Origin of the sequence: Bradyrhizobium sp. DN3, from assembly GCF_041357655.1 — a bacterium.
Taxonomy (GTDB): Bacteria; Pseudomonadota; Alphaproteobacteria; order Rhizobiales; family Xanthobacteraceae; genus Bradyrhizobium.
Genome location: NZ_JAULLN010000016.1, coordinates 64,770 through 84,828, shown reverse-complemented (window position 1 = coordinate 84,828; position 20,059 = coordinate 64,770). Strand labels below are relative to the sequence as shown.

15 protein-coding genes are annotated in these 20,059 nt (G+C 56.5%); 14 read left to right on the top strand and 1 reads right to left on the bottom strand.

The window, feature by feature from the left end; genetic code table 11:
• Positions 1-268: 268 nt before the first annotated feature.
• From AAE027_RS23230 to AAE027_RS23195, 8 genes are read left to right on the top strand one after another with little or no spacing between them, the layout of a single operon-like run.
• Positions 269-1,657: an ABC transporter substrate-binding protein gene (locus AAE027_RS23230; protein WP_370988760.1), complete on the top strand. Its 1,389-nt coding sequence runs from the start codon at positions 269-271 to the stop codon at positions 1,655-1,657.
• Between the two features lie 57 nt (positions 1,658-1,714).
• Positions 1,715-2,677, top strand: a complete 963-nt coding sequence (locus AAE027_RS23225; protein WP_370988761.1) for a carbohydrate ABC transporter permease — start codon at positions 1,715-1,717, stop codon at positions 2,675-2,677.
• A gap of 10 nt (positions 2,678-2,687) precedes the next feature.
• Positions 2,688-3,548, top strand: a complete 861-nt coding sequence (locus tag AAE027_RS23220; protein ID WP_370988762.1) for a carbohydrate ABC transporter permease — start codon at positions 2,688-2,690, stop codon at positions 3,546-3,548.
• Positions 3,545-4,486 carry a ribokinase gene (locus tag AAE027_RS23215; RefSeq protein WP_370988763.1) on the top strand — a complete coding sequence of 314 codons (942 nt, stop codon included), beginning with the start codon at positions 3,545-3,547 and terminating at the stop codon, positions 4,484-4,486. Before AAE027_RS23220 ends, AAE027_RS23215 begins: the two co-directional genes overlap by 4 nt.
• Positions 4,483-5,253, top strand: coding sequence for an SDR family NAD(P)-dependent oxidoreductase (locus AAE027_RS23210; RefSeq protein ID WP_091881888.1), 771 nt, complete (start codon positions 4,483-4,485; stop codon positions 5,251-5,253). The genes AAE027_RS23215 and AAE027_RS23210 overlap by 4 nt, the downstream gene beginning before the upstream one ends.
• Positions 5,246-6,070 (top strand): HAD-IIA family hydrolase, encoded by an 825-nt coding sequence (locus AAE027_RS23205; RefSeq protein ID WP_370988764.1) that lies wholly within the window; start codon positions 5,246-5,248, stop codon positions 6,068-6,070. The genes AAE027_RS23210 and AAE027_RS23205 overlap by 8 nt, the downstream gene beginning before the upstream one ends.
• The gene (locus AAE027_RS23200) at positions 6,070-7,176 is read left to right on the top strand and encodes an ABC transporter ATP-binding protein (protein WP_370988765.1); all 1,107 of its coding nucleotides are present in this window, start codon (positions 6,070-6,072) and stop codon (positions 7,174-7,176) included. The genes AAE027_RS23205 and AAE027_RS23200 overlap by 1 nt, the downstream gene beginning before the upstream one ends.
• Before the next feature lie 55 nt (positions 7,177-7,231).
• Positions 7,232-8,986, top strand: coding sequence for a phosphoenolpyruvate hydrolase family protein (locus AAE027_RS23195; protein ID WP_370988766.1), 1,755 nt, complete (start codon positions 7,232-7,234; stop codon positions 8,984-8,986).
• A 130-nt stretch (positions 8,987-9,116) separates the two neighbouring features.
• Here AAE027_RS23195 and nodU read toward each other — a convergent pair whose 3' ends face one another.
• Positions 9,117-10,895 (bottom strand): nodulation protein NodU, encoded by a 1,779-nt coding sequence (gene nodU / locus AAE027_RS23190; protein WP_370988767.1) that lies wholly within the window; start codon positions 10,893-10,895, stop codon positions 9,117-9,119.
• 1,510 nt (positions 10,896-12,405) lie between these two features.
• On the opposite strand from nodU, the gene AAE027_RS23185 reads away from it, so the two are divergent.
• From AAE027_RS23185 to AAE027_RS23160, 6 genes are all read left to right on the top strand, one after another.
• Positions 12,406-12,783, top strand: coding sequence for an SgcJ/EcaC family oxidoreductase (locus AAE027_RS23185; protein WP_370988768.1), 378 nt, complete (start codon positions 12,406-12,408; stop codon positions 12,781-12,783).
• A gap of 578 nt (positions 12,784-13,361) precedes the next feature.
• A complete protein-coding gene (locus AAE027_RS23180; RefSeq protein ID WP_370988769.1) occupies positions 13,362-14,876 on the top strand; it encodes an amidase in 1,515 nt (504 codons plus the stop codon).
• Positions 14,877-15,079: 203 nt separating this feature from the next.
• A complete protein-coding gene (locus AAE027_RS23175) occupies positions 15,080-16,255 on the top strand; it encodes a sugar ABC transporter substrate-binding protein (RefSeq protein WP_370988770.1) in 1,176 nt (391 codons plus the stop codon).
• Positions 16,256-16,329: 74 nt separating this feature from the next.
• Positions 16,330-17,292, top strand: coding sequence for an ABC transporter permease (locus tag AAE027_RS23170; protein ID WP_370988771.1), 963 nt, complete (start codon positions 16,330-16,332; stop codon positions 17,290-17,292).
• A complete protein-coding gene (locus AAE027_RS23165; protein ID WP_370988772.1) occupies positions 17,289-18,830 on the top strand; it encodes a sugar ABC transporter ATP-binding protein in 1,542 nt (513 codons plus the stop codon). The genes AAE027_RS23170 and AAE027_RS23165 overlap by 4 nt, the downstream gene beginning before the upstream one ends.
• The gene (locus AAE027_RS23160; RefSeq protein WP_370988773.1) at positions 18,811-19,839 is read left to right on the top strand and encodes an ABC transporter permease; all 1,029 of its coding nucleotides are present in this window, start codon (positions 18,811-18,813) and stop codon (positions 19,837-19,839) included. Before AAE027_RS23165 ends, AAE027_RS23160 begins: the two co-directional genes overlap by 20 nt.
• The last annotated feature ends 220 nt before the right edge of the window (positions 19,840-20,059 follow it).

Genomic DNA, 20,059 nt, shown 5'->3' with positions numbered 1-20,059 from the left:
CCGGGCCCCTCGTCAGGTCGATAGCCAAGTCAGCGAAAGCGATCATGCTTCGCCGAGAAGGACGTGTTTCACGAACCCGACCGTGATGCTGTCTTACCCATCAGGTGCATCGTCGGCACCAAGCGTGAATTTGGATCTTACCCAATGTTACCCAACGTTAGTTTGAAAACCACCTCAAGGCGGAAAAATGACGGATTAGCATCCCTGCACCGCGGCCCTGGAAGAGGAGGGCGCGTGGGTTTACGGGCCAAAGAGCCTAGAGGAGGGAATGATGACAAGGAAGCTCGCCGCTTCTCGCGGTTATTGGATGAGTTTTGCCCGAAACGTTCTCATCTGTTCCACGCTTTTGGCTGGAACGGCCGTGGTCTTCACCCAAGCCAAGGCGGACGACATCAATTGGCGCCAGTTTGAAGGCGCCTCGATCGTCTGGGCCTATGACATTCATCCGTATGCCGACGCGGTCGCAGCCCAGTTGCCGGAGTTCGAGAAGCTCACGGGCATCAAGGTGACGCCCGAGCTTTATCCGGACGATGCCTATTGGAATAAGTTGACAATCCAACTCAGTACCAAGTCGCCGAGTTGGGACGTCGTGGGGACGGGCATTCAACCAGCTTGGGATCTTGCGCCAGGTCAATTGCTTGAGCCGCTCGACAGATATCTGAACGATCCGAAACTCACGGCGGCGGGCTACGACTACCAGGATTTCTTCCCTGCACTTCGGGATGCGCTGACCTGGAAGGTCAAAGAAGGGCAGATCGAGCCGGGAAGCGGACAGGTCTGGGCCATTGCGCATGGCTTTGAGAACATCCAGCTGTTCTACCGCAAGGACATCCTCGACAAGTACGGCATTAAAGTCCCGACCACTCCGCCGGAGATGTCCGCCGCCTGCGAAAAACTGAAGGCCGCGGACCCCGCGATCACACCTCTGGGCGTGCGCGGCGTGCGATTTTGGAGCAGCATCCACACGGCTGCGATTTCGATTGCCAGGTCCTATGGGGTGCACGATTTCGTCCTCAAGGATGGCAAGGCGGACACCGGCCTCGACTCGCCGGAGTCGATCGCGTTCCACAAGGACTATGTGGACATGATCAAGAAGTGCGCGGCTCCGTCCTTCGCCAACGACAATTGGTACCAGGTGGTCGATGGCATCAGTTCGGGACGAACGGCGATGGCGATCGATTCCAATATGTTCGGTTTTTGGAATGACGTGGCCGGCAAGCCCGGTTCGGGGAAGATCGCATTCGCGCCGCCGCTGCACGCTCCGAACAGCAAGGATTTCGAATCCAACATCTGGATCTGGTCTCTTGCGATGAATGCCGCGTCAAAGAAAAAGGGCGCAGCCTGGCTGTTCATCCAATGGGCAACGTCAAAGCAGGTCGGACTGAACGGCGCCGTCGCCGGCAAGCTCGTTAACTCTCCGCGCGCCTCTACCTGGAGTGACCAGGCCTGGCTCGAATATGCGGCAAGGCCGGAGTTCAACAACTTCGTGGACACGTTCAAGTCCGTGCAGGATAGAGCGAAACTCGCATTTACAGCTCGTGTCGGCTTTGCCGAAGCAATGAATGCCTGGGCCGTCGCGATGCAAAAAATGGTCAATGGAGCTGACGTGAAGGCCACGCTGGCCGACCTTGCCTCCGAGATCCGCTCGTCGATGTGAAACGCGCCTGGGCGGCGAGAATCATCGCCGCCTCCTGCATTGTAAAGATGAAGTGAGATGGATATTCCTGGATCCCACGGAATCGCGACGCTGCAGTCTTCGACTACTCAACTTGCCTCGCCAAAAGACAAGGCGGTCAGGAGCGCACAGGATTCGCGCCTTGATTGGTGGAGCATTGCCGCAATCACCCCTGCTATCATCGTACTTCTTGGCTTTCTTTTCCTGTTTTTCTATGGCGTCTTTCAGTCGCTGACCGATCTCAAGTTCGGTCGGCCTCTAGTCCACTTCATCGGCCTCAACAACTACGTGGCGTTGATCAAGACAGGAGATTTTTGGAACAGCGTTCGTGCCACTCTTGTTTACGCCGGATCGGCGGTGCTTGCGGAAGCTGTATTCGGTCTGGCGCTTGCCAAGCTGTTCGCAACTGACGTCTTCCTTGCGCGTGTAATGCGGCCCGTCATTCTCTTGCCGCTCGTCCTGCCTCCGATGAGCGTTGCGCTCATGTGGACGACAATGATGGACCCGCAAAACGGGATTATGAACTACCTGCTCTCCCTTGCGGGCATAAGCCGATTTGCATGGATTTCAGATCCAAACACCGCGATGTTCTCGCTCGTCCTTATTGACGTCTGGACCTATACGCCATTCTTCGCGCTAATCATCTTCGCCGGTCTCCAGGGCATCAATGAAGAGATCAAGGAGGCCGCGCGTGTGAATGGCGCGAAGGGGTGGGCAACCTTCCTGCACATCGAGTTTCCGCTGATTGCGCCATACATTCTGATCGCCGCAGTGTTTCGGCTGATCGAATCCCTCAATCAGTTCGACATCATTTTCGGGACAACGCAAGGTGGGCCTGGAAATAGCACCTCCGTACTTTCGGTGCGAGCTTACGTTACCGCGTTCCAGAACCTCGCCTTTGGGCGTGGTGCCGCACTGATGGTCGTCAATTGGATGATCGTGCTGATCGGAACGTTTGCCCTGGTGAAGCTATGGCGCTTCGTTCGGCAGCGCGTAAGCTGAGGATGCAACCATGCGATTGAAGCGCTCGACCTCTACCAATTTGCTTCTGAACCTGCTCGTCGGCATTTGCGCATTGATCCTGGCCTTTCCTCTCGTCTGGATCGCGATGACGTCGCTGAAGCAGCAGGCGGAAGTGATGACCTGGCCGCCAACCTTCCTGTTCGTGCCGACGCTGGAGAATTTCCGTGTCCTGTTTGATGTCACCCAGGCCGGAGCGACCAGCTATGGCACCATCAAAGTCGACTTCTTAACGCCGATCACGAACAGCGTCGTCATTGCGCTGGGCTCAGTAATCATCTCTCTGCTCATTGGGGTGCCAGCCGGCTACGTCCTAGCCAGGCGAGACATACCCTTCAAGGAAGACATTGCCTTCTTCATTTTGGGCTTCCGCTTTGCCCCGGTCCTCTTGGTCGTCATCCCACTCTTCAGCGTCTTTCAGACGATCGGATTGTATGACACCTTTATCGGGATGATCTGGGTCTACCAAGTCGTTACATTGCCAATGATTGTTTGGCTGAGCCGCTCCTATATCGAAGACATCCCAAAAGACATAGAGGAGGCAGCCGCCATGGATGGGGCCAAACCGGTTCGAGTCGTGGTGCACATCGTGCTGCCGCTTTTGAAGCCGGGCCTCATCGGGGCATCGTTGCTCATCTTCCTACTCGCTTGGCACAACTTCGCCTTAGGTCTGATGCTCAGTTCGACCAAGGCGCCGGTAACGGTCGCTCTTCTCAAACTGCTCAACCCAGGCGTGCAGTTCTACCCGGTCATGGCCGCAGGGCTGGTCGTGACGATGATCATTCCCGTCATTCTGATCGTGATCGGTCAGCGTCATCTTGAACGCGGCCTAACCTTCGGTGCCGTAAAATGAGCGTCAGGCCATTGATGTTCTTCGGAACGACGAATCTCGATCTGTGCTTCAATGTCGAGCGGCTTCCAACGCCGGGTGAAAGCCTGATGGGTACGGTGACCCGTCACCCTGGAGGAAAGGGCGCGAACCAAGCCGTTGCTGCCGCCCGGCTCGGCCTGAAACCACACTTCTACACGCATCTCGGTGATGATGATGCCGGTCAGGCGCTTTTAAAATCGCTTATGGAAGCTGGCGTTTGCACTGACGCAATCACGATCTGTGCAGGCGAAGTCTCGGGCTCGGCCTTGGTTATGGTCGCTGACGACGGCTCCAACATGATCGTCATAGACCCGGGCGCCAATTCGAAGGTGGCGCCGGACATGATCGAGAGCGCAACCAAATTCATAGAGCACGATACAATCGTCGTCGCCGAAATGGGTATGCCGATCCCTGCGCTCAATCGACTCTTCGAGATGAAGCGTAAAAAAGGCTTCGAGCTTATTTTCAACCCGGCCCCGGTAAGGCCAGGTCTTCCATCGGCTGCGTGGAGAAGCGTTGATTTCGTCACGCCGAACCAGACGGAAGCTTTCGAGCTGACAGGCATCGAGGTATGCGACTTCGATAGCGCCGCGCGTGCGGCGGTGAAGCTGCTTGATCTCGGGCCCGGTGCCGCGCTGATCACGCTCGGGGCGCAGGGAGCTTATTATGCTGATGCCACGCGCTCCTTTGCTCTGCGGGCGTTTCCCGTCAAGGTCGTCGATACCACGGCCGCAGGAGATGCTTTCAATGGGGCATTCGCAGCATCACTCGCTCAGCGGCTGCCTCTAAAGGAAGCAGTGAGGAAGGCGCTAGCGGTTGCAGCCTTATGTGTGACACGGCGCGGTGCTCAAAGCTCAATGCCGACAGCCCAGGCAGTTGACGAGTTTCTACAGTCTCAAACGATCTTGGAGTTGGAATGACCGAACAGTTCTCAGTTTCAGACCGAACGGTGCTCGTCACCGGGGCAGGCGGCGGTATTGGCTCTGCCATTGCTAATGCGTTTCGTCAGGGAGGCGCGAACGTCGTTGCCACCGATGCCAATCTAGAGAACCTCAGAGACACTCTGCCAAGACTGCCCTATGGCAACGGCATAGTGCCCATGGCTATGGATGTCGCGCGCGAGGAGGACGTCGGAAGGGTCCTCGAACAGATCGACGAACACTTTGGCCGGCTGGACGTGCTGGTCAATAATGCAGGCATAAAATCTGCCCAGCCGTTGCTTAGCGGCAGCGCTGAAAAAATTGAACGTACGATCCAGATCAACTCGATCGCTGTCCTGCGCTGCTCAAAACTGGTCGTCGAGCGCTTCATGAAAGGCAAAGGCGGACGCATCGTCAATGTCGGCTCATCGCTGTCCTCGCAAGGTGCAGTTTTCAACTATCAGGCCGGCGGAGCCGACTATTGTCTTTCGAAGGCAATCGTACACGACGTAACCAAGCTACTTGCCTATGAATGCGCGCCCCTCAGCATCAACGTGAACGCGATCGCGCCTGGCATCATTGATACTCCCATGCACGGTCGCCCGCGGGAGGAGACTGAAGCGCGCCATGGTGGCCGGATTCCGTTGGGACGGGTTGGAGTGCCTGAGGATATCGCAGGGCTAGCCGTCTTCCTGGCGAGTCCGGCGGCTTCCTACATGACAGGCCAGATCGTGCACGTGAACGGCGGGATGCTGATGAATGGCTAGCCCAAGCTCTCACCTCAACTGGCCGTCAGTCGCTGGGATCATTTCGGACCTCGATGGCGTCCTCTATCGTGGAGATGCCGCAATTGTCGATGCCATAGAAGCGTTTGCGCGATGGCAGGCGGCCGGACTGCCGTTCTGCTTCGTGACAAACAATTCGACCCACACGCCGGAGGACGTCGTCCGCAAATTGGGAGCGTTTGGCCTTGCAATCGCGCCGAACGAAGTGGTTACCAGCGCGATTGCGGCCGCAGAACTCGCACGCGCGAAGTACCCGGACGCAAGCCGCGTATATGTCATCGGCGCGCCCTCGCTTGCGAATGCGGTCGCCGCGGTGGGTCTGGACGTTACTGACCAAGAGCCGGAGATCGTCGTGATGGGTCTCGATCGCCGCATCACGCATGAGAAGATGCGGATTGCTGTTGAGGCGATCTTGAACGGAGCCGTCCTCATCGGCACCAACCCTGATCTTCTCTTGCCGACCGCCGATGGCTTCGAACCGGGAGCAGGAGCAACAATTACGGCTGTGGCTGCTGCCGCCCAGGTCAAACCCCTGATCGTTGGTAAGCCCGAGCCACACATGATCAAAACGGCGCTTTCCCGCCTAGGGACGGTGCGCAGCGCCACACTGATGATCGGTGACCAGATTGCGACGGATATTCAGGCCGGTAAGCGAGCCGGCGTTCCAACCGTGCTGGTCACGACCGGCGTTCCGCCCCGAGAGGATCCTGCCCTGGCGCGACCAGATTTCATCGTATCAAGCCTGGCAGAGATTGAGATCCCGGCCTTGGTTGGAGGCTCGCGACAGAGGAGAGCGTGATGGCCGATGTTCGTCTGGAAGGCGTCAGCAAGGCCTACGGGACCATCCAGGTCCTGCGGAATATCAACCTGACAATCGACCATGGCGAATTCGTCGTCTTCGTCGGGCCATCCGGGTCGGGTAAGTCGACGCTGCTGCGCATGATCGGAGGGCTGGAGCGAATTAGCGGTGGGCGGCTGCTGATCGATAACGAGGTCGTCAATGATGTTGACGCGGCTGATCGTAACCTTGGCATGGTGTTTCAGAGCTACGCTCTCTATCCGCATATGACTGTCCGCGAGAATCTCGCCTTTCCTCTACGCATGGCGAAAGTTAGCAAAGCCGAGATTGATACCAGGGTTGCGCAGACTGCGTCGCTATTGCAAATGGATCATCTCTTGGATCGTAAACCTCGACAACTCTCCGGCGGGCAGCGGCAGCGCGTGGCGATCGGGCGTGCCATTGTGCGCGAGCCCAAGGTGTTTTTGTTCGACGAGCCGTTGTCCAACCTGGATACGGAATTGCGCGTCCAAATGCGGGTTCAGATTGCCAAGCTTCACAAGCAGTTTGGCAACACGATGATTTATGTGACGCACGACCAAATCGAAGCGATGACGATGGCTGACAAGATCGTCGTGCTTAGGGACGGGGTTATCGAGCAGGTGGGTAGCCCACATGATCTCTACCACAATCCGGCGTCGCGGTTTGTCGCGGGATTCATTGGCTCGCCCAAAATGAACTTCCTAGGCGGCAAGGTTGAAGCCGCGCATGAGTCGGGCATGGACGTTAGACTGAACGCGGGTACGGTGGTCTGCGTCCCCGTGGAGCCGGACAAATCGCTCGTCGGCAAGCCGATCACGCTTGGGATTCGGCCCGATGATTTCTCCCAATCGTCCGCAGAGAAGGATATCGCGATCGATCTCGATCTCGATTTCGTCGAGCATCTTGGTAGCGTCACTTACGTTTACGGCAACGCCGGAAAGGAGGCAGTCGTCGCAAAAGCGTCAAAGCCCGAGCTCAAAGGCTCCGGAAAAATTCGTCTTGCGGCTTCCCCGGCGGACTGCCATCTGTTCATGGCGAACGGAAAAGCCCTGCGACGGTTGCATGCGCCCGCAAATTGGAGCTAATTTTGGTTAGTGCCGCGCCAGGAGCGAACGCGGTCTATAGACACGGACGGATGAGGTGAAGGGGGGCGGTATCAGGCAGTTCTTCCGGAACTCCCGTTCCTTTGTGCTAGGGGCGGGGATCGGATCGGGCATGGCTGCGAGAGCGGCCGAACGAGCAGGGGCAGATTTCGTGCTTGCGCTCAATGCCGGCCGATTTCGCGCGATGGGCGGTTCTTCACCTGCCTCAATCCTTCCAATCCGCAATAGCAATGAATTCGTGGCCGGCTTCGGTCGGACCGAGATCCTGCCCAGCACGAAATTGCCGGTATTCTTCGGCGTTTGTACCTTTGATCCGCAACTCGATATCGATCGTTGGCTCGATCGGATCAGCAGCTGGGGTTTTTCGGGGGTCACTAACTTCCCTTCCGTCATCCACATTGATGACTACAGGAGGTCGTTGCTTGAGAAATGCGGCCTAGGTTACTCCCGCGAAATAGAGCTGCTGGTGAAGGCGGCAAAACGTGGCCTGATGACGATCGCCTATACTCGAACCCAATCCGAAGCAAGGCGTATGGTTGAAGCTGGTACTCAGGCCATCTGCATCAACTTCAATCTCAATCGTGGCGTTGAAAGCGCATCCGACCCATCGATTAGCCTGTCGGAGCTTGCCGCGCGCACGAGCGCAGTCGCGCGTGTGGCTCAATCCGTCGACCGAAACGTGATCTGCCTACTTGGCGGCGGGCCGATAACGAAGCCTGACGAACTCTTGGATATCTGCGGCGAAACGGGTGTTAAGGGCTTCATCGGGGGTTCCTCGCTCGATCGCGTCCCGCTGGAGATGTCTGTCCTTGAGGTCACCTCGGGATTCAAGACTCTTCACTTGTTGCGGGAGAAGGTCGATCTCCTTGAGCGCCAACTCCAATTGAGCGGCTTCAGGCACGGCGTCATCGCACAGTCCTCAATCATGAAACGCGTTCTTGAGACTGCAAAGCGCCTGGCTTCCCATCCCAGTCCTGTGCTCGTTTGGGGCGAGACCGGCTCGGGCAAGCGAAGGATAGCCAGCCTGGTCCATGCCTTCAGCGACCGCAAGCACGCGAAGGCAGCGCTGTTTCAATGCCGACCCGGCTTGCCCATCGATACGGTCGGTGCGCTTTTCGGGGCCGAGCGCGATCAGAGCAGGAGACGCCAACTGTCGCTGCTGGAAAGTGCAAACGATACGACCGTGTTGCTGCTGCATCTCGATCAGCTTTCGCGTGATGGGCAGGAACGGCTTGCAGATTACCTCGAGACTGGTAGTTTTGCGCCCTTGAACGGCGCATCCATTGTGCGCTCCAGTGCTCGAATCGTCGCAACTGCCACGGTTGCTCGCGGGGCGGGCCTTCAAACGGTGCTATGTCCCCGGCTGCTCGGCTTGTTTTCGGGGCTCGACATCAAACTACCTGCCTTGCCAGACCGACTGGAGGACCTCCCTCAGCTGGTTCAGCATTTCACAGTCGAGGCGAAGGGGGATTCGAATGCCCAAACGCTGGCGATCGAAAATTCTGCATTTTTGGCGCTCGCTGGCCATGATTGGCCCGGCAATTTAAGGGAATTGCGCCAGATTGTGAACCAGCTGGTGACGCTCCCAGATGCGCATATCAGCGCGGGCGTTCTGAGGCCGCTGTTGAACGCGTCGGCACCGGCTAAGCCGAAAAATGCATTCTCCGAGCGGGAATGGATCATAGAAGGCTTGAAACGAAACAGACTTCATCGCGGAAAAACAGCCAGTTCTCTGGGGCTTTCAAGAAAAACACTCTACAACAAAATCAAAAAGCTGCGGATCTTGGAGTAGCAGTCCCGGTGTTCACGTTGCTCACGCTAGCCGCCTCGAAGCGGTCCCATCCAAAAGCGTGAACATTGGTAATGACGACCGGGCGCGCCAAGTGCGCTGCGCTAAGGCTCACCATACGATTTCACGTTCGCTAAGCCGATTGCTGCCGTGGAGCTGCGCTGATCTCGGCTGAATCACGGTCAGCGCCATTGCTGGCTTGCGGAGCTTTCGTCCACAGCATCCCGTCGCACCATACGCGCTCCACGCGGCCCCACTTGCAGGCGGCTGCGAGATGCGGGAAGAACCCTCGTCCATGGTGATTTGCGCTCGTATTGCAAAGCAGCGGAATTCCCGTGAGCGCTTCGTATTCGACGAGAAGCTCGGCGACTTTGTGTTGAGAGGTCCTGCAGATCGTCTGCAGTCGCGCAGATCCGTCGAGATGTACAACAGCGGGGATTTTGTCCCGCCACTCAGCTCGAGTCTGATGATCGAAAATCATATAAGGATCCGGCGTTCCTGGACTGAAAATATCCGGCGCGCGATCTTCCAGGCAGATCGGCGCCACTGGCCGGAAGTGTTCGCGATGCTTGATGTCATTGAGATAATCCTTCATTCCCGGCGATGTTGCGGCTGCGAGAATGCTTCTGCTACCTAATGCCCGAGGTCCAAGCTCGGCGCGGCCGGCAAGAAAAATCACAGGCTTGTCGCTGGCGAGAATAGTCGCGAGTTCATGCATACCACACGGCGCGCCATCCCATTCAGGTGGCACATCGCTACGTTGCAGCGCCGGACCACTGTATACCGACCATTGCAACGGCACGAAACCTCCGTCCGCTCCCATTGCGCAACAAGCTGCACCGATTGCAGAGCCGCTGTCATTTGGAAACGGCGGCACCCAGACAGCATCGAACAGGCCTGCCGCCCGTAGTGCACTATTCCATTTGATATTGAGACCGCAGCCGCCCGCTATGCACAAATTGCGCGCAGCAAAACCCGAGTGGCGCTGCAAAGCACTCGCCATTTCCCGCACGAGCAGACGCTCGAGGAAGCAATGAAACGATGCGAGCACATCTTCGGGCGCCTTGGCCTTCAACCGCCGCGCGCTAGCATCGAAGAAGTCGTGAACGGTCGCAAGCTCAGACTCCATGCTCTTGATGTCGGTACGGTAACTCGCACGCTTCGTGTCAGCGGCAAAGCGCTCCTCATAGAGCTCCTTAAAGACCGTGACGATGTTTTCATTGACAGAGCCGAGGCCGATATAGGCCATCAGCTTGCCGGCGACACCCAGGTTGAGCTTGCCGGCACCTCCCGGATCCAGCTTGCCGGGGTCACCCAGGTCCCAATTGGCGCGGTTCGCTCGCTTATACGGCCCAAAGTGAAGGCCCGCAGCGGCATAGACGTGCCCGATCACCGGGAACAGACACTCGATAAACCGGGTCCCCCCGCGTTCTACATGATAGAGTCGTGGAAAGGTGCCGCCATCCCACACGAGGCAGAAAGCAGGCTGTCCAGCTTTGGCAAACGGGCTGGTGCAGTATGCGGCGGCCACGTGGCTGGCGACGTGCGGATAGCTCTTATACGGGAAATCCCTGCCATCGAGCCTAAGGCCAAAGCCGTCGCGTGAGGCGAGAAGGCCCTCGGCATGGCGTTCAACATAGGACGCGCCTTTGAGCGTGATAGGTGCCGTTCCGCTAAGGACCTGGTACTGAGACTCCACTTGCCCCACCCAGCCGTCGACGACGAACTGATCAATGTCCTGCACATCTAGACCGTGCTCCGCCAAAGCCATGACGATTGCATCGAGATTGTCGATCGTTTGATAGCGCGGATTGTTGTTCCGCTTCTCCTGCTCGATGCAAAAGATGAGCCGTCCGTCCTCGATCAGCGCGATCGCTCCGTCATGCGTCAGCTTGATACCGCAGATGCGCATAATGCCTCCACTTTAATGCCAGCAATTCGATGAGTTAAAGATCAAGTTTGGACTCCGAGAGCATGCGAGTAAGCAATCGTCGTGGCCCGCCTCATCCTCGCGCCGCTCGCGCTAGACCATTCGCCTCATTTCGCATGCCCATGACCCATTCGTCATCAGCGAGATCCGGTTACTAGATGCAGTACCAAGCGTGTTGCATGATTTGCGCCGATGCGGGGGACCCTATGGGGTCTACCCGGACGAGCTTCGCGTTCGCGACCGAGCAGTGCTCCAGGATTGAGGTCGCCGTTCTGCGCTGTATTGACCTCGACGATCGTGAAGGGGCCGAATTGCTCGCGGAGAGAAGATAATGTGTAGCATGCGCGTCAGCGCTCCGTTCCCTTTGTCAGTTCCGAGGGCATTGGCTTGCTTCGTCAGATCAGTGCATTCTTGCATCATTTCCTATTCTCGTATGGCTCTTCATACGGCGGGATTCCTTCGTAGTTTCAAAGAGCGTGCCAACAGCCAGTGCTGCTTTCCTTTGCTATTCCCATCCAGGGCGTGTCGCGTAGAGAACGGGATGTCCTGAGACCGACAGTGGCGTTGCAGATGCTCCGTCTTGCTTCGATTGACGCATCGCAATTTTTGTCAGCGCGCGAAGCCGCTTTACTTAATGCGATGGAGAGCCGTGGATTCGAGATCGGCTGTTTGCGGCCTCTCCGGCCAATCGCCTTCCGCGTTTGGCGCCAAGCAGCGTGTAAGGAGGGCGATGACGAGTGAGGACACCCGCGCTTGCGTGGGATCTCCGATAGGCGCTGGGGAGCGGGACGGTACGCAGGTTGTCCTAAGAAACGGCAACTGCTCGGGGATACGTTGATGCGTCGCACGGAGCTGCGCGCCGAGTAAGTTCGAACGCCGCGAATACCTCGGGGCCAGACCCGTCTTCATCGACGCATGCTTGATGGTGGTCGCTTACGCTGTGCTGCGATACCTCGCCTTCAGTCGATTTGATCGAGCTGAGCCTCTCTGCGCCTGGAGTCCACACGGCGCGAGCCGACTGCAATTCCCTTTCGCCGCGTTCCCGACAATCTCGCCTGAGACAATCGTACCCAGACTAAAGAATGTCACATCGACTATGAGATCTGGTCACCGTATGCAACGATTGAATTAGAAATCAGGCTTCGCCCGGCCAATTGGCTCACCGATGAACTCCCGCATACCGGGGGCACGCAGTTGCATCGCCGTGGGACTTTGTGCACTGTTCCGAGAGTGTCCTTGCGCGCTCGTCATACATTGCGATGCCCAAGGTGCTTTTTGCCCTGAAGCCGCACTGTAGCTCGATGCCATCGTGTGCCGCACTGTTCCTCGACAACGCACGCAATATGGTCAGGCTTTACTCCTCCCGCTAAACCGGTACGTTCTCCTCAGCATGAGTGAGGAAGCTCAGGTCAGGCGCTTTATCGCGAGGAGCCGGTCTTGCCGTTACCGGAGCGTGCGTTCCGGCAATCAACTTCTTAGATCGAGATTCATAGTGAACGACGACCGCTCGATGAAGGACATCCGCGAGTTCCTGGACCTCTGGCAGCGAGCCTTCAACAGGCATACGCCCGATCGCCTGGTTTCGTTGTACACAGATGATGCGATGCTGCAGGGTACATCGAGTCCTAAGCTCTACATCGGGGCCAAAGAAATAGGCACTTACTTTCGTGGCGGCGCTACCGTGAAAATGGAAGTATGGCACTCTGTCACGTTGGCGCACAACGTTGTCCTGGTCGTGGGAAGCTATGTCTTTTCACAGGTATCGAAAGGCCATCAGAAATCGACGCCGGCGCGGTTCACCTTCGTACTCCGCCGTCATGACGGCACGTGGAAGATCGTGCATCATCACTCATCTGCCAGCCCAGATTGAAAGTCGAACCAAGCTACGCGGTATCGCAGAGTTTGGGACTGGAGTAACGAGCTCAAGCCCCTTTCCGGATTCTACCCATACAGCTAGAGGGGTAGTCTCGGTAAAGTTGCCGCTTGCGCTCAGGGGTTTTCACGAACTTCCTATGTTGTAGGCGCTTCCTCTTTAAGACGAGAGGCGGCTATACAAGTTCTTCGGCTCTTCATTTTCGCTATGTGATCTGAAGATCATCACGCAGCGGACAGAGCCTACCGGCCGCCTATTGCTCTTCTTTTTGATTGATGCGTTCACGTCGGCAGCGGCAAAGGCACTAACTGCTTCTGCCGAGCCAGTTATGGCGCCGCATCTACGATCCGACGTGGCATTTCCATTTGGTCCATCGGCCCCTAATGCGCAAACAAGCGCCTAGATGGCATGCGTGCGAAAACTTCTGCTCTGCTTCGCCACTTTCTTGGCAAAATTACCCAGATTTACCCACTGTGAGCAACTGACGTCAGGTTCGACCAACCTGCAGTCGACTAGGCTTGCCGAATTGAGCCCATCGCAGAGTGGGTCTGCCCTTGAAATTACAGGAGCGCCCAATGTCAGTTGTCCCGCCCACACCCGCCCAGTTGCGAGATGTCGCCTCACAATGCGGCCTTTCACTGACCGACGAGGACGTCGTTTCCTTCCGCGGACTTATCAACGAATCTCTCGAGGCCTACAGATACATCGAAGCCCTACCGGACGAGTTGCCTCCGGTGAAATATGCACGCACCCCGGGGTATCAACCGCGGGCGGAAGAAAACCTGCACAACGCATGGTACCGCAAGGCGAGGGTCGAAGGAGCGCCAAGCGGAAAACTCAAGGGTAAGACCGTTGCGCTAAAAGATAACGTCATGTTGGCTGGAGTGCCAATGATGAACGGCTCGGCGACGCTCGAAGGATTCGTACCAGATATCGACGCAACCATCGTCTCTCGCATGCTTGATGCGGGTGCCGAAATCGCAGGTAAAGTGCATTGCGAATGCTTTTGCACATCCGGTGGTAGCCATACCGGTGCGCTCGGACCGGTGCACAATCCTCATAAAATGGGCTACTCTGCGGGCGGCTCGTCTTCGGGCTCGGCCGTTGTCGTGGCGCTTGGCGAAGTCGATATGGCGATCGGCGGCGACCAGGGCGGCTCAATACGCATGCCATCGTCGTTTTGCGGTATCTACGGCATGAAGCCCACCTGGGGTCTTGTCCCCTATACCGGCATCATGCCCAATGAGCTGACGCTCGACCACACGGGCCCCATGACCGCGACGGTCGCGGACAATGCGTTGCTCTTGGAGGTAATCGCCGGAGACGACGGTTACGATCCACGCATCAAAGCACCGAAAGTCGAAGAATACACGAAAGCACTCGGCCAAAGCGTCAGCGGATTAAAGATCGGCGTTCTGAAGGAGGGCTTCGAACAGCGCGGGGCGGAAGCTGGTGTCAATCGAGCAGTTCGTGAAGCGGCCAAGCGCTTCAAGGATCTCGGGGCCTCGGTTGAAACGGTCTCTGTACCAATGCATCTCCAAGGTGCCGCAATCTGGACGCCGATCGGCACCGAGGGCGCCACACAAACCATGATGTTTGGTGACGGCTTTGGTACCAGCCGATCAGACCTCTTTTCACTGTCACTCATGGACTTCCATCGGGGCTGGCGCCAGAAGGCGAACTCCCTGTCCGAGCAGGCCAAGTTGTTCCTGTTGCTGGGCACTTACGTAAACAACACGTACGGGCCGCGATTCTACGGCAAGGCCGTCAACGTCTCTCGCCGCCTAAGCGCAGCTTACGACAAGGCCCTCAAGGATTACGATCTCCTTCTTCTACCAACCACGCCGATGAAGGCGACGCAACTCCCTCCACGTGACGTCAGCCGAGAGGATTATATCACCCGCGCGACGGAGATGTTCACCAACACTGCTCCATTCAATATCACGCACCATCCGGCTATGTCGCTGCCGTGCGGAATGGTGGATGGCCTTCCGGTGGGCCTGATGCTCGTTGGTCGCCACTTCGACGAAGCAACCATCTACAGGGCGGCGCACGCCTTCGAGCGGATCGGAGACTGGAAGAAGATGTGACCAGAGCAATGATGCCGGCCACAACGGACCACCGCTGCGTCCGCGGTACGTTGTGAACTCTCCGCTTCGCCGGGATGACCGTTCTGACGATAGGCAAACCCGTTGCGTGTTCCGATTTCTTCCATCGCGAATACGTACTGGCCTGCCGACCGACGTGAAAGAAAGGCAAATCATCTACAACCAAGTACGAGGAGGGTCAATCAATGCGTAGACTGTCGAGTTACCTTTTAGCTACCGCCGCATTCCTGGGCGTTGCGGGTGGTGCGAGCGCTGAGGATGTCCTGTCTGAAGTTTCCACATTAGAAAACGAATACTTCAACAACTGGTCGCAGGGTGCCGAACAGGCCGCAAAATCGCTCAGTCTAAACTATCGCATCCTTTCAGGCAAAGGTGATGCCGCAAAGCAAATCGAAATCTATGAGGCCCAATTCGGTGCAGGTGTCAGGATCACGTTCGGCGAGAATCTCGTTGCGGCGAACATAAAGCCCATCGTTGAGATGGCGAAGAAGGTCGGTGCGGTGCATGTTGCTGTTTGGGAGTCATTGCCTGGCTTCCATCCTTTGGATGCAGGGGCCGAAAATTATGCTTTTGCAACGTTCTTCTCGCCGGACGATGTCGAAAACAGCTACAGAATTGCCAAATTGCTTTTTGACAAGATCGGCGGAAAAGGCAACGTCGCGCACATTACTGGTTTTCCCGGGGTAGATGCAGACATCTCCAGAACCGCGGGTTTCGATAAAGCTCTAGCCGAATACCCCAACATCAAGCTCGTCGCGCGCCAACCAGGAAAATGGAATCAGGTTGACTCTCGCAAGGTCATGGAAGACCTGTTGGTGGCGCACCCCAAGATTGATGCTGTCTTCGGGCAAAACGACTCGATTGCACTGGGCGCGATGCAAGCCGTCGAAGACGCTGGTATGCACATTCCGATCGTCGGCCTCGACGGCAATCGAGAAACCCTCAAGCTGGTGAAGGAAGGCCGCATTCTTGCGACAATGGGCTTTACCCCACAGTGGCAAGCCGGTTTTGCGCTTGTGCGGGCATACGATGTCGCTAAGGGATTTAAGCCGAGCCCATGCGAACGCATGATGTACACGGGAGCCACGCTGATAACTGCTCAGAATGTGGACAAGTATCAAGCGTTTCTCGCCGGCGATAAGCTTCCGTTTGATTGGAGGAAAATGTCGCGGGTTCTTCATCCCAGCGATTGGGATGCTCAAAACTATGTGTGGCCGATCGACGTGAAGACGTACTGGGGAGCTCGCACGCCGGCCGGATACAACTTTCCGAAGGCTTATCAAGATGCCGTTGACTCCGGTTGCGTGGATCAGCTCAAGGCGGAGTATAACGATCACTATAAACAGCGAATTCCCGAGTGATCGCTTCGGATGCCCCTCTCGCTCTCTCTCTGGAGAGGGGCATCGTGTTTACCTCACGTTGACGGATCGCAAAAATGCTAGAAGTGTCGTTGGTTGGGCGCAGAGATAGCGAGCGATGGCGGCGTGCCATAACTATCTTCGTCTTTACAATCGCGGTTATATCTTTTGGCGTCGCGGCTCCATCGTTCTTTACCATCGCAAATATCAGGGCAATCGAACTATCGAGTTCGGTCCTCTTGATCGCATCCATCGGGGCGACCTTCGTGATCCTGATGGGCTCTATTGACCTATCGATCGGAGCGGTTGCTAGCTTTTGCGGCATGCTGGTCGCCCGGCTAGCACCAGACCTAGGTTTATGGTCAGTTCCTATCGCGTGTTTGGTCGGCCTGGTGTTTGGTGCGATCAATGGACTGGTCTATGTCTACCTCAGAATTCCCTCGATTCTGGTGACGCTTGGAGCAGCAACGACCATTTCAGGAGCGGTACTCTTCATTTCAGATGGCCGGTCCTTATCAGTATCGAACGCGGCTGTCATCGACATGGCCCAGGGCGCATTGGCCAATGTGGTCCCCAATGCGGTACTGGTCTCGGCCGTGATCTACGGTGTTGCGATTCTCGTAGGTGATCGCACGCGTTTCGGACGAATGACGCTCGCGATCGGAAGCGACGAGCAAGTAGCCGCGCTCATCGGAGTTAAGGTCAATACGATCAAAATCCAGGCGTTTGCATTGTCCGGCCTTCTTGCAGGAATTGCCGGAGTCCTGTTGGCCGCTCGTCTGGGATCCGCCACAGTCACAATGGGCAGTTACATGACTCTCGACACGATCACCGCAGTGGTCGTTGGCGGAACTGCGATTACGGGTGGGTTTGGCAACGTGCGCCTGACGATAATCGGGGTTCTTTTCATAACGATCCTTTCAGACGGCATGAACATTCTCGCCATGCCGCCCTATCTGCAAACAATCATTCAAGGGACCGTCATTCTGCTCGCCGTTCTTCTGAACACCAATCGTGCGAGTGCGGAGGACGTGAAATGAGTGGCGTGCCGACGCCCATCTACACGATGCGCAACGGGTCGAAGCGCTTCAATGGCATTTCCGTGGTCGAAGGAATCGATCTCGATGTATTCCCGAACGAAATAGTTGGCATTGCCGGCGAAAACGGGGCAGGCAAATCAACGACCCTCAAAATGATTGCCGGCATCCATACGCCGGACGCGGGAAGTATGAGACTCTGCGGCAAGAGCTTCAGGCCGACAAGCTATACTAAGGCCGTTGAGGCCGGGATTTCGATGGTCTTTCAGGAGCAGGCCCTTATTCCAAGCCTAACTGTCTACGAAAATATATTTCTCTCTTTAGAGGCCAACTTTGCCAATCCGATAGGCATCGTCGACAGAAGAGCGATGATGGCCGTGAGCGAAAGACACTTCAAAGACCTCGGTCTTGACTTCATCGATCCGTGCCGTCGCACAGGCGACTACGCTTTCCACGATCGGCAGATGATCGAGATTGCCAAGGCGTTCGTGTTGGCCGAGTATTTCCATATTGATCATCCCATCATCTTGCTCGACGAGCCGACAGCGGCAATCGGCGAGCGAGAGATCAGAATTCTCTTTGATTCGATTCGGCGGTACCGTCGTCGCGCGTCATTCGTCCTCATTACCCACCGTCTTGCGGAATACGTAGAGCTTTGCGACCGCATCTACGTGTTCAAGGACGGGCGAAATGTTGGCGAGTTCGCAGGAGAACATATCTCCGAACAAAACCTTCATCGGGCGATGGTTGGCCGAACGCGAGACGACGAATACTTCATGGAGAAGCGCCAGCTGAAACTCGTGGGAGCGCCCATCGCGATCTCAGTCAAGGGTCTAAGCGGCCACAACGTCCAGAATGTCAGTTTTGAGGTTCGCAAAGGTGAGATCCTTGGAATTGGTGGCCTCGTCGGATGCGGCAAGGAGGCTGTAGCCAAAGCCATCGTCGGATTTGAACCCTTTCCGTCAAACGGCACCATCGAAGTGGGCGGCGGAGCGTTGCCGCTTCGTGGACGTGGAAAAGCGGCGATCGTGCGCGGGATGGGTTTCGTCCCCAAAGAACGCAAGACCGAAGGCATCGTGCCTTACATGTCGGTTCAAGCAAATATGTCTTTGGCCTCGCTTCCGCTCGTCTCGCGCCTGTCTGGTTTCATTTCGGGCTCCCGAGAACGGATTCTCGCCGAAAAGTACATCAATCGCTTGCGTGTGAGATGCAAAGGGCCAACACAGCTTTGCCAATTCCTTTCCGGGGGTAATCAACAAAAGGTGGTGATAGCTAAATGGCTGGCCAGAAAGGTTCAGGTGCTGGTCCTCGACAATCCCACGCGCGGCGTCGATGTCGGCGCTAAACAAGAGATCTACGGCGTCCTGAGGGACTTGGCTGAGGAGGGCGTAGCTATTCTTCTGGTCACAGACGATCTGCCTGAGCTTATTGGAATGTCAAACCGCATCCTCGTGATGCGAGATGGAGAAATTCAGTTCGTGTGCAACGCGCCTGCCGATAACAAGCCAACGGAGCAGGAACTTGTCCAACACATGGTATGAGCCGCAGACGACTGGGTCGAGATCAAGTGTAGAAGTAAAAGTGCAGGTCGCCCAGTTTTATAACCGTCACCGTCCCATCATAAATGCGATAGGGCCATTGTTGCTGCTGATGGCAATGGTCGCGGTGTTCGCGCTGATCAATCCGCGCTTTTTAAGTTGGATTAATCTTTTCAATCTGATGCGACAGTCCTCGATCCTGCTGATCGTCTCGACGGGCATCACATTTGTGATTCTCATGGGAGCGCTTGACCTTTCCGTTGGAGCCATCGTGACACTTGTGGCAATTTCGTCTGCGGTTCTGATCCGTGACTTTGATGTAGGTGCGGTCGGAATAGCCGTCGCTGCCGCAGGCATTGGAGCGCTGTGTGGCCTCGCAAATGCTGCGCTCGTCCTTCGACTACGGCTGCCTTCTTTCGTTGCCACACTAGGCACGATGACTATTCTTGGCGGCGTTTCCACGTGGATCAGCGGCGGTGGCAACGTGTTCTTTCAGAGCCCGAACCTCACGTGGATTGCTTCCGGTTCTGTGATCGGTCGAATTCCGAATTCGGGAGTTTTGGCACTTCTCATTTTTGTGGCCGCTTCCTTTGTCGGTGCGAGAAGCCACTTCGGAAGAGCCCTTTTTGCGATCGGTGGTGGTGGCCTCACTGCTCGACTTTCGGGGATTGACGTTCTTCGCACCAAAGCCGTCGCTTTTGTTGTCTCCGGAATGCTTTGCGGAGTTGCGGGCTTGCTACTTGTCGCGCGGACATCAACGGGAACTTCGCGCATGGGAGACGATCTGCTGCTCCAGGCGATCGCCGCGGTCGTGATGGGCGGAACCGCGCTATCTGGAGGTTCAGGCGGAGTCCATCGAACATTGACCGGCGTTCTGGTGATCGCCGTGCTGCAAAATGGTCTCAATATCGCAGGCGTGCATACATACTTTCAAATCATGGTCACGGGCCTCATCGTAGTTCTATCTGTTACAATAACTCTCGATCGATCGAGGCTAGCGTTTATTAAATAGCGGAGCACTGTCGTGGCGATATGGACCGACAATTTCCCTCCGCGCCATCTAAACGCGTGTTGTGGCGAGAGCAGGATCGTCGGCCGGATCACTTGAGCTGTTGGGAAAAGGTGCGGTCGGTCGACATCGCCCGTTAGGCTTGCTGATGGCGGTTAGAAGCGAAATGGCGCGCCGAGAGCTCCGTTTCGAGATGCATCAGTCGAATGCCTATCCAACTTGT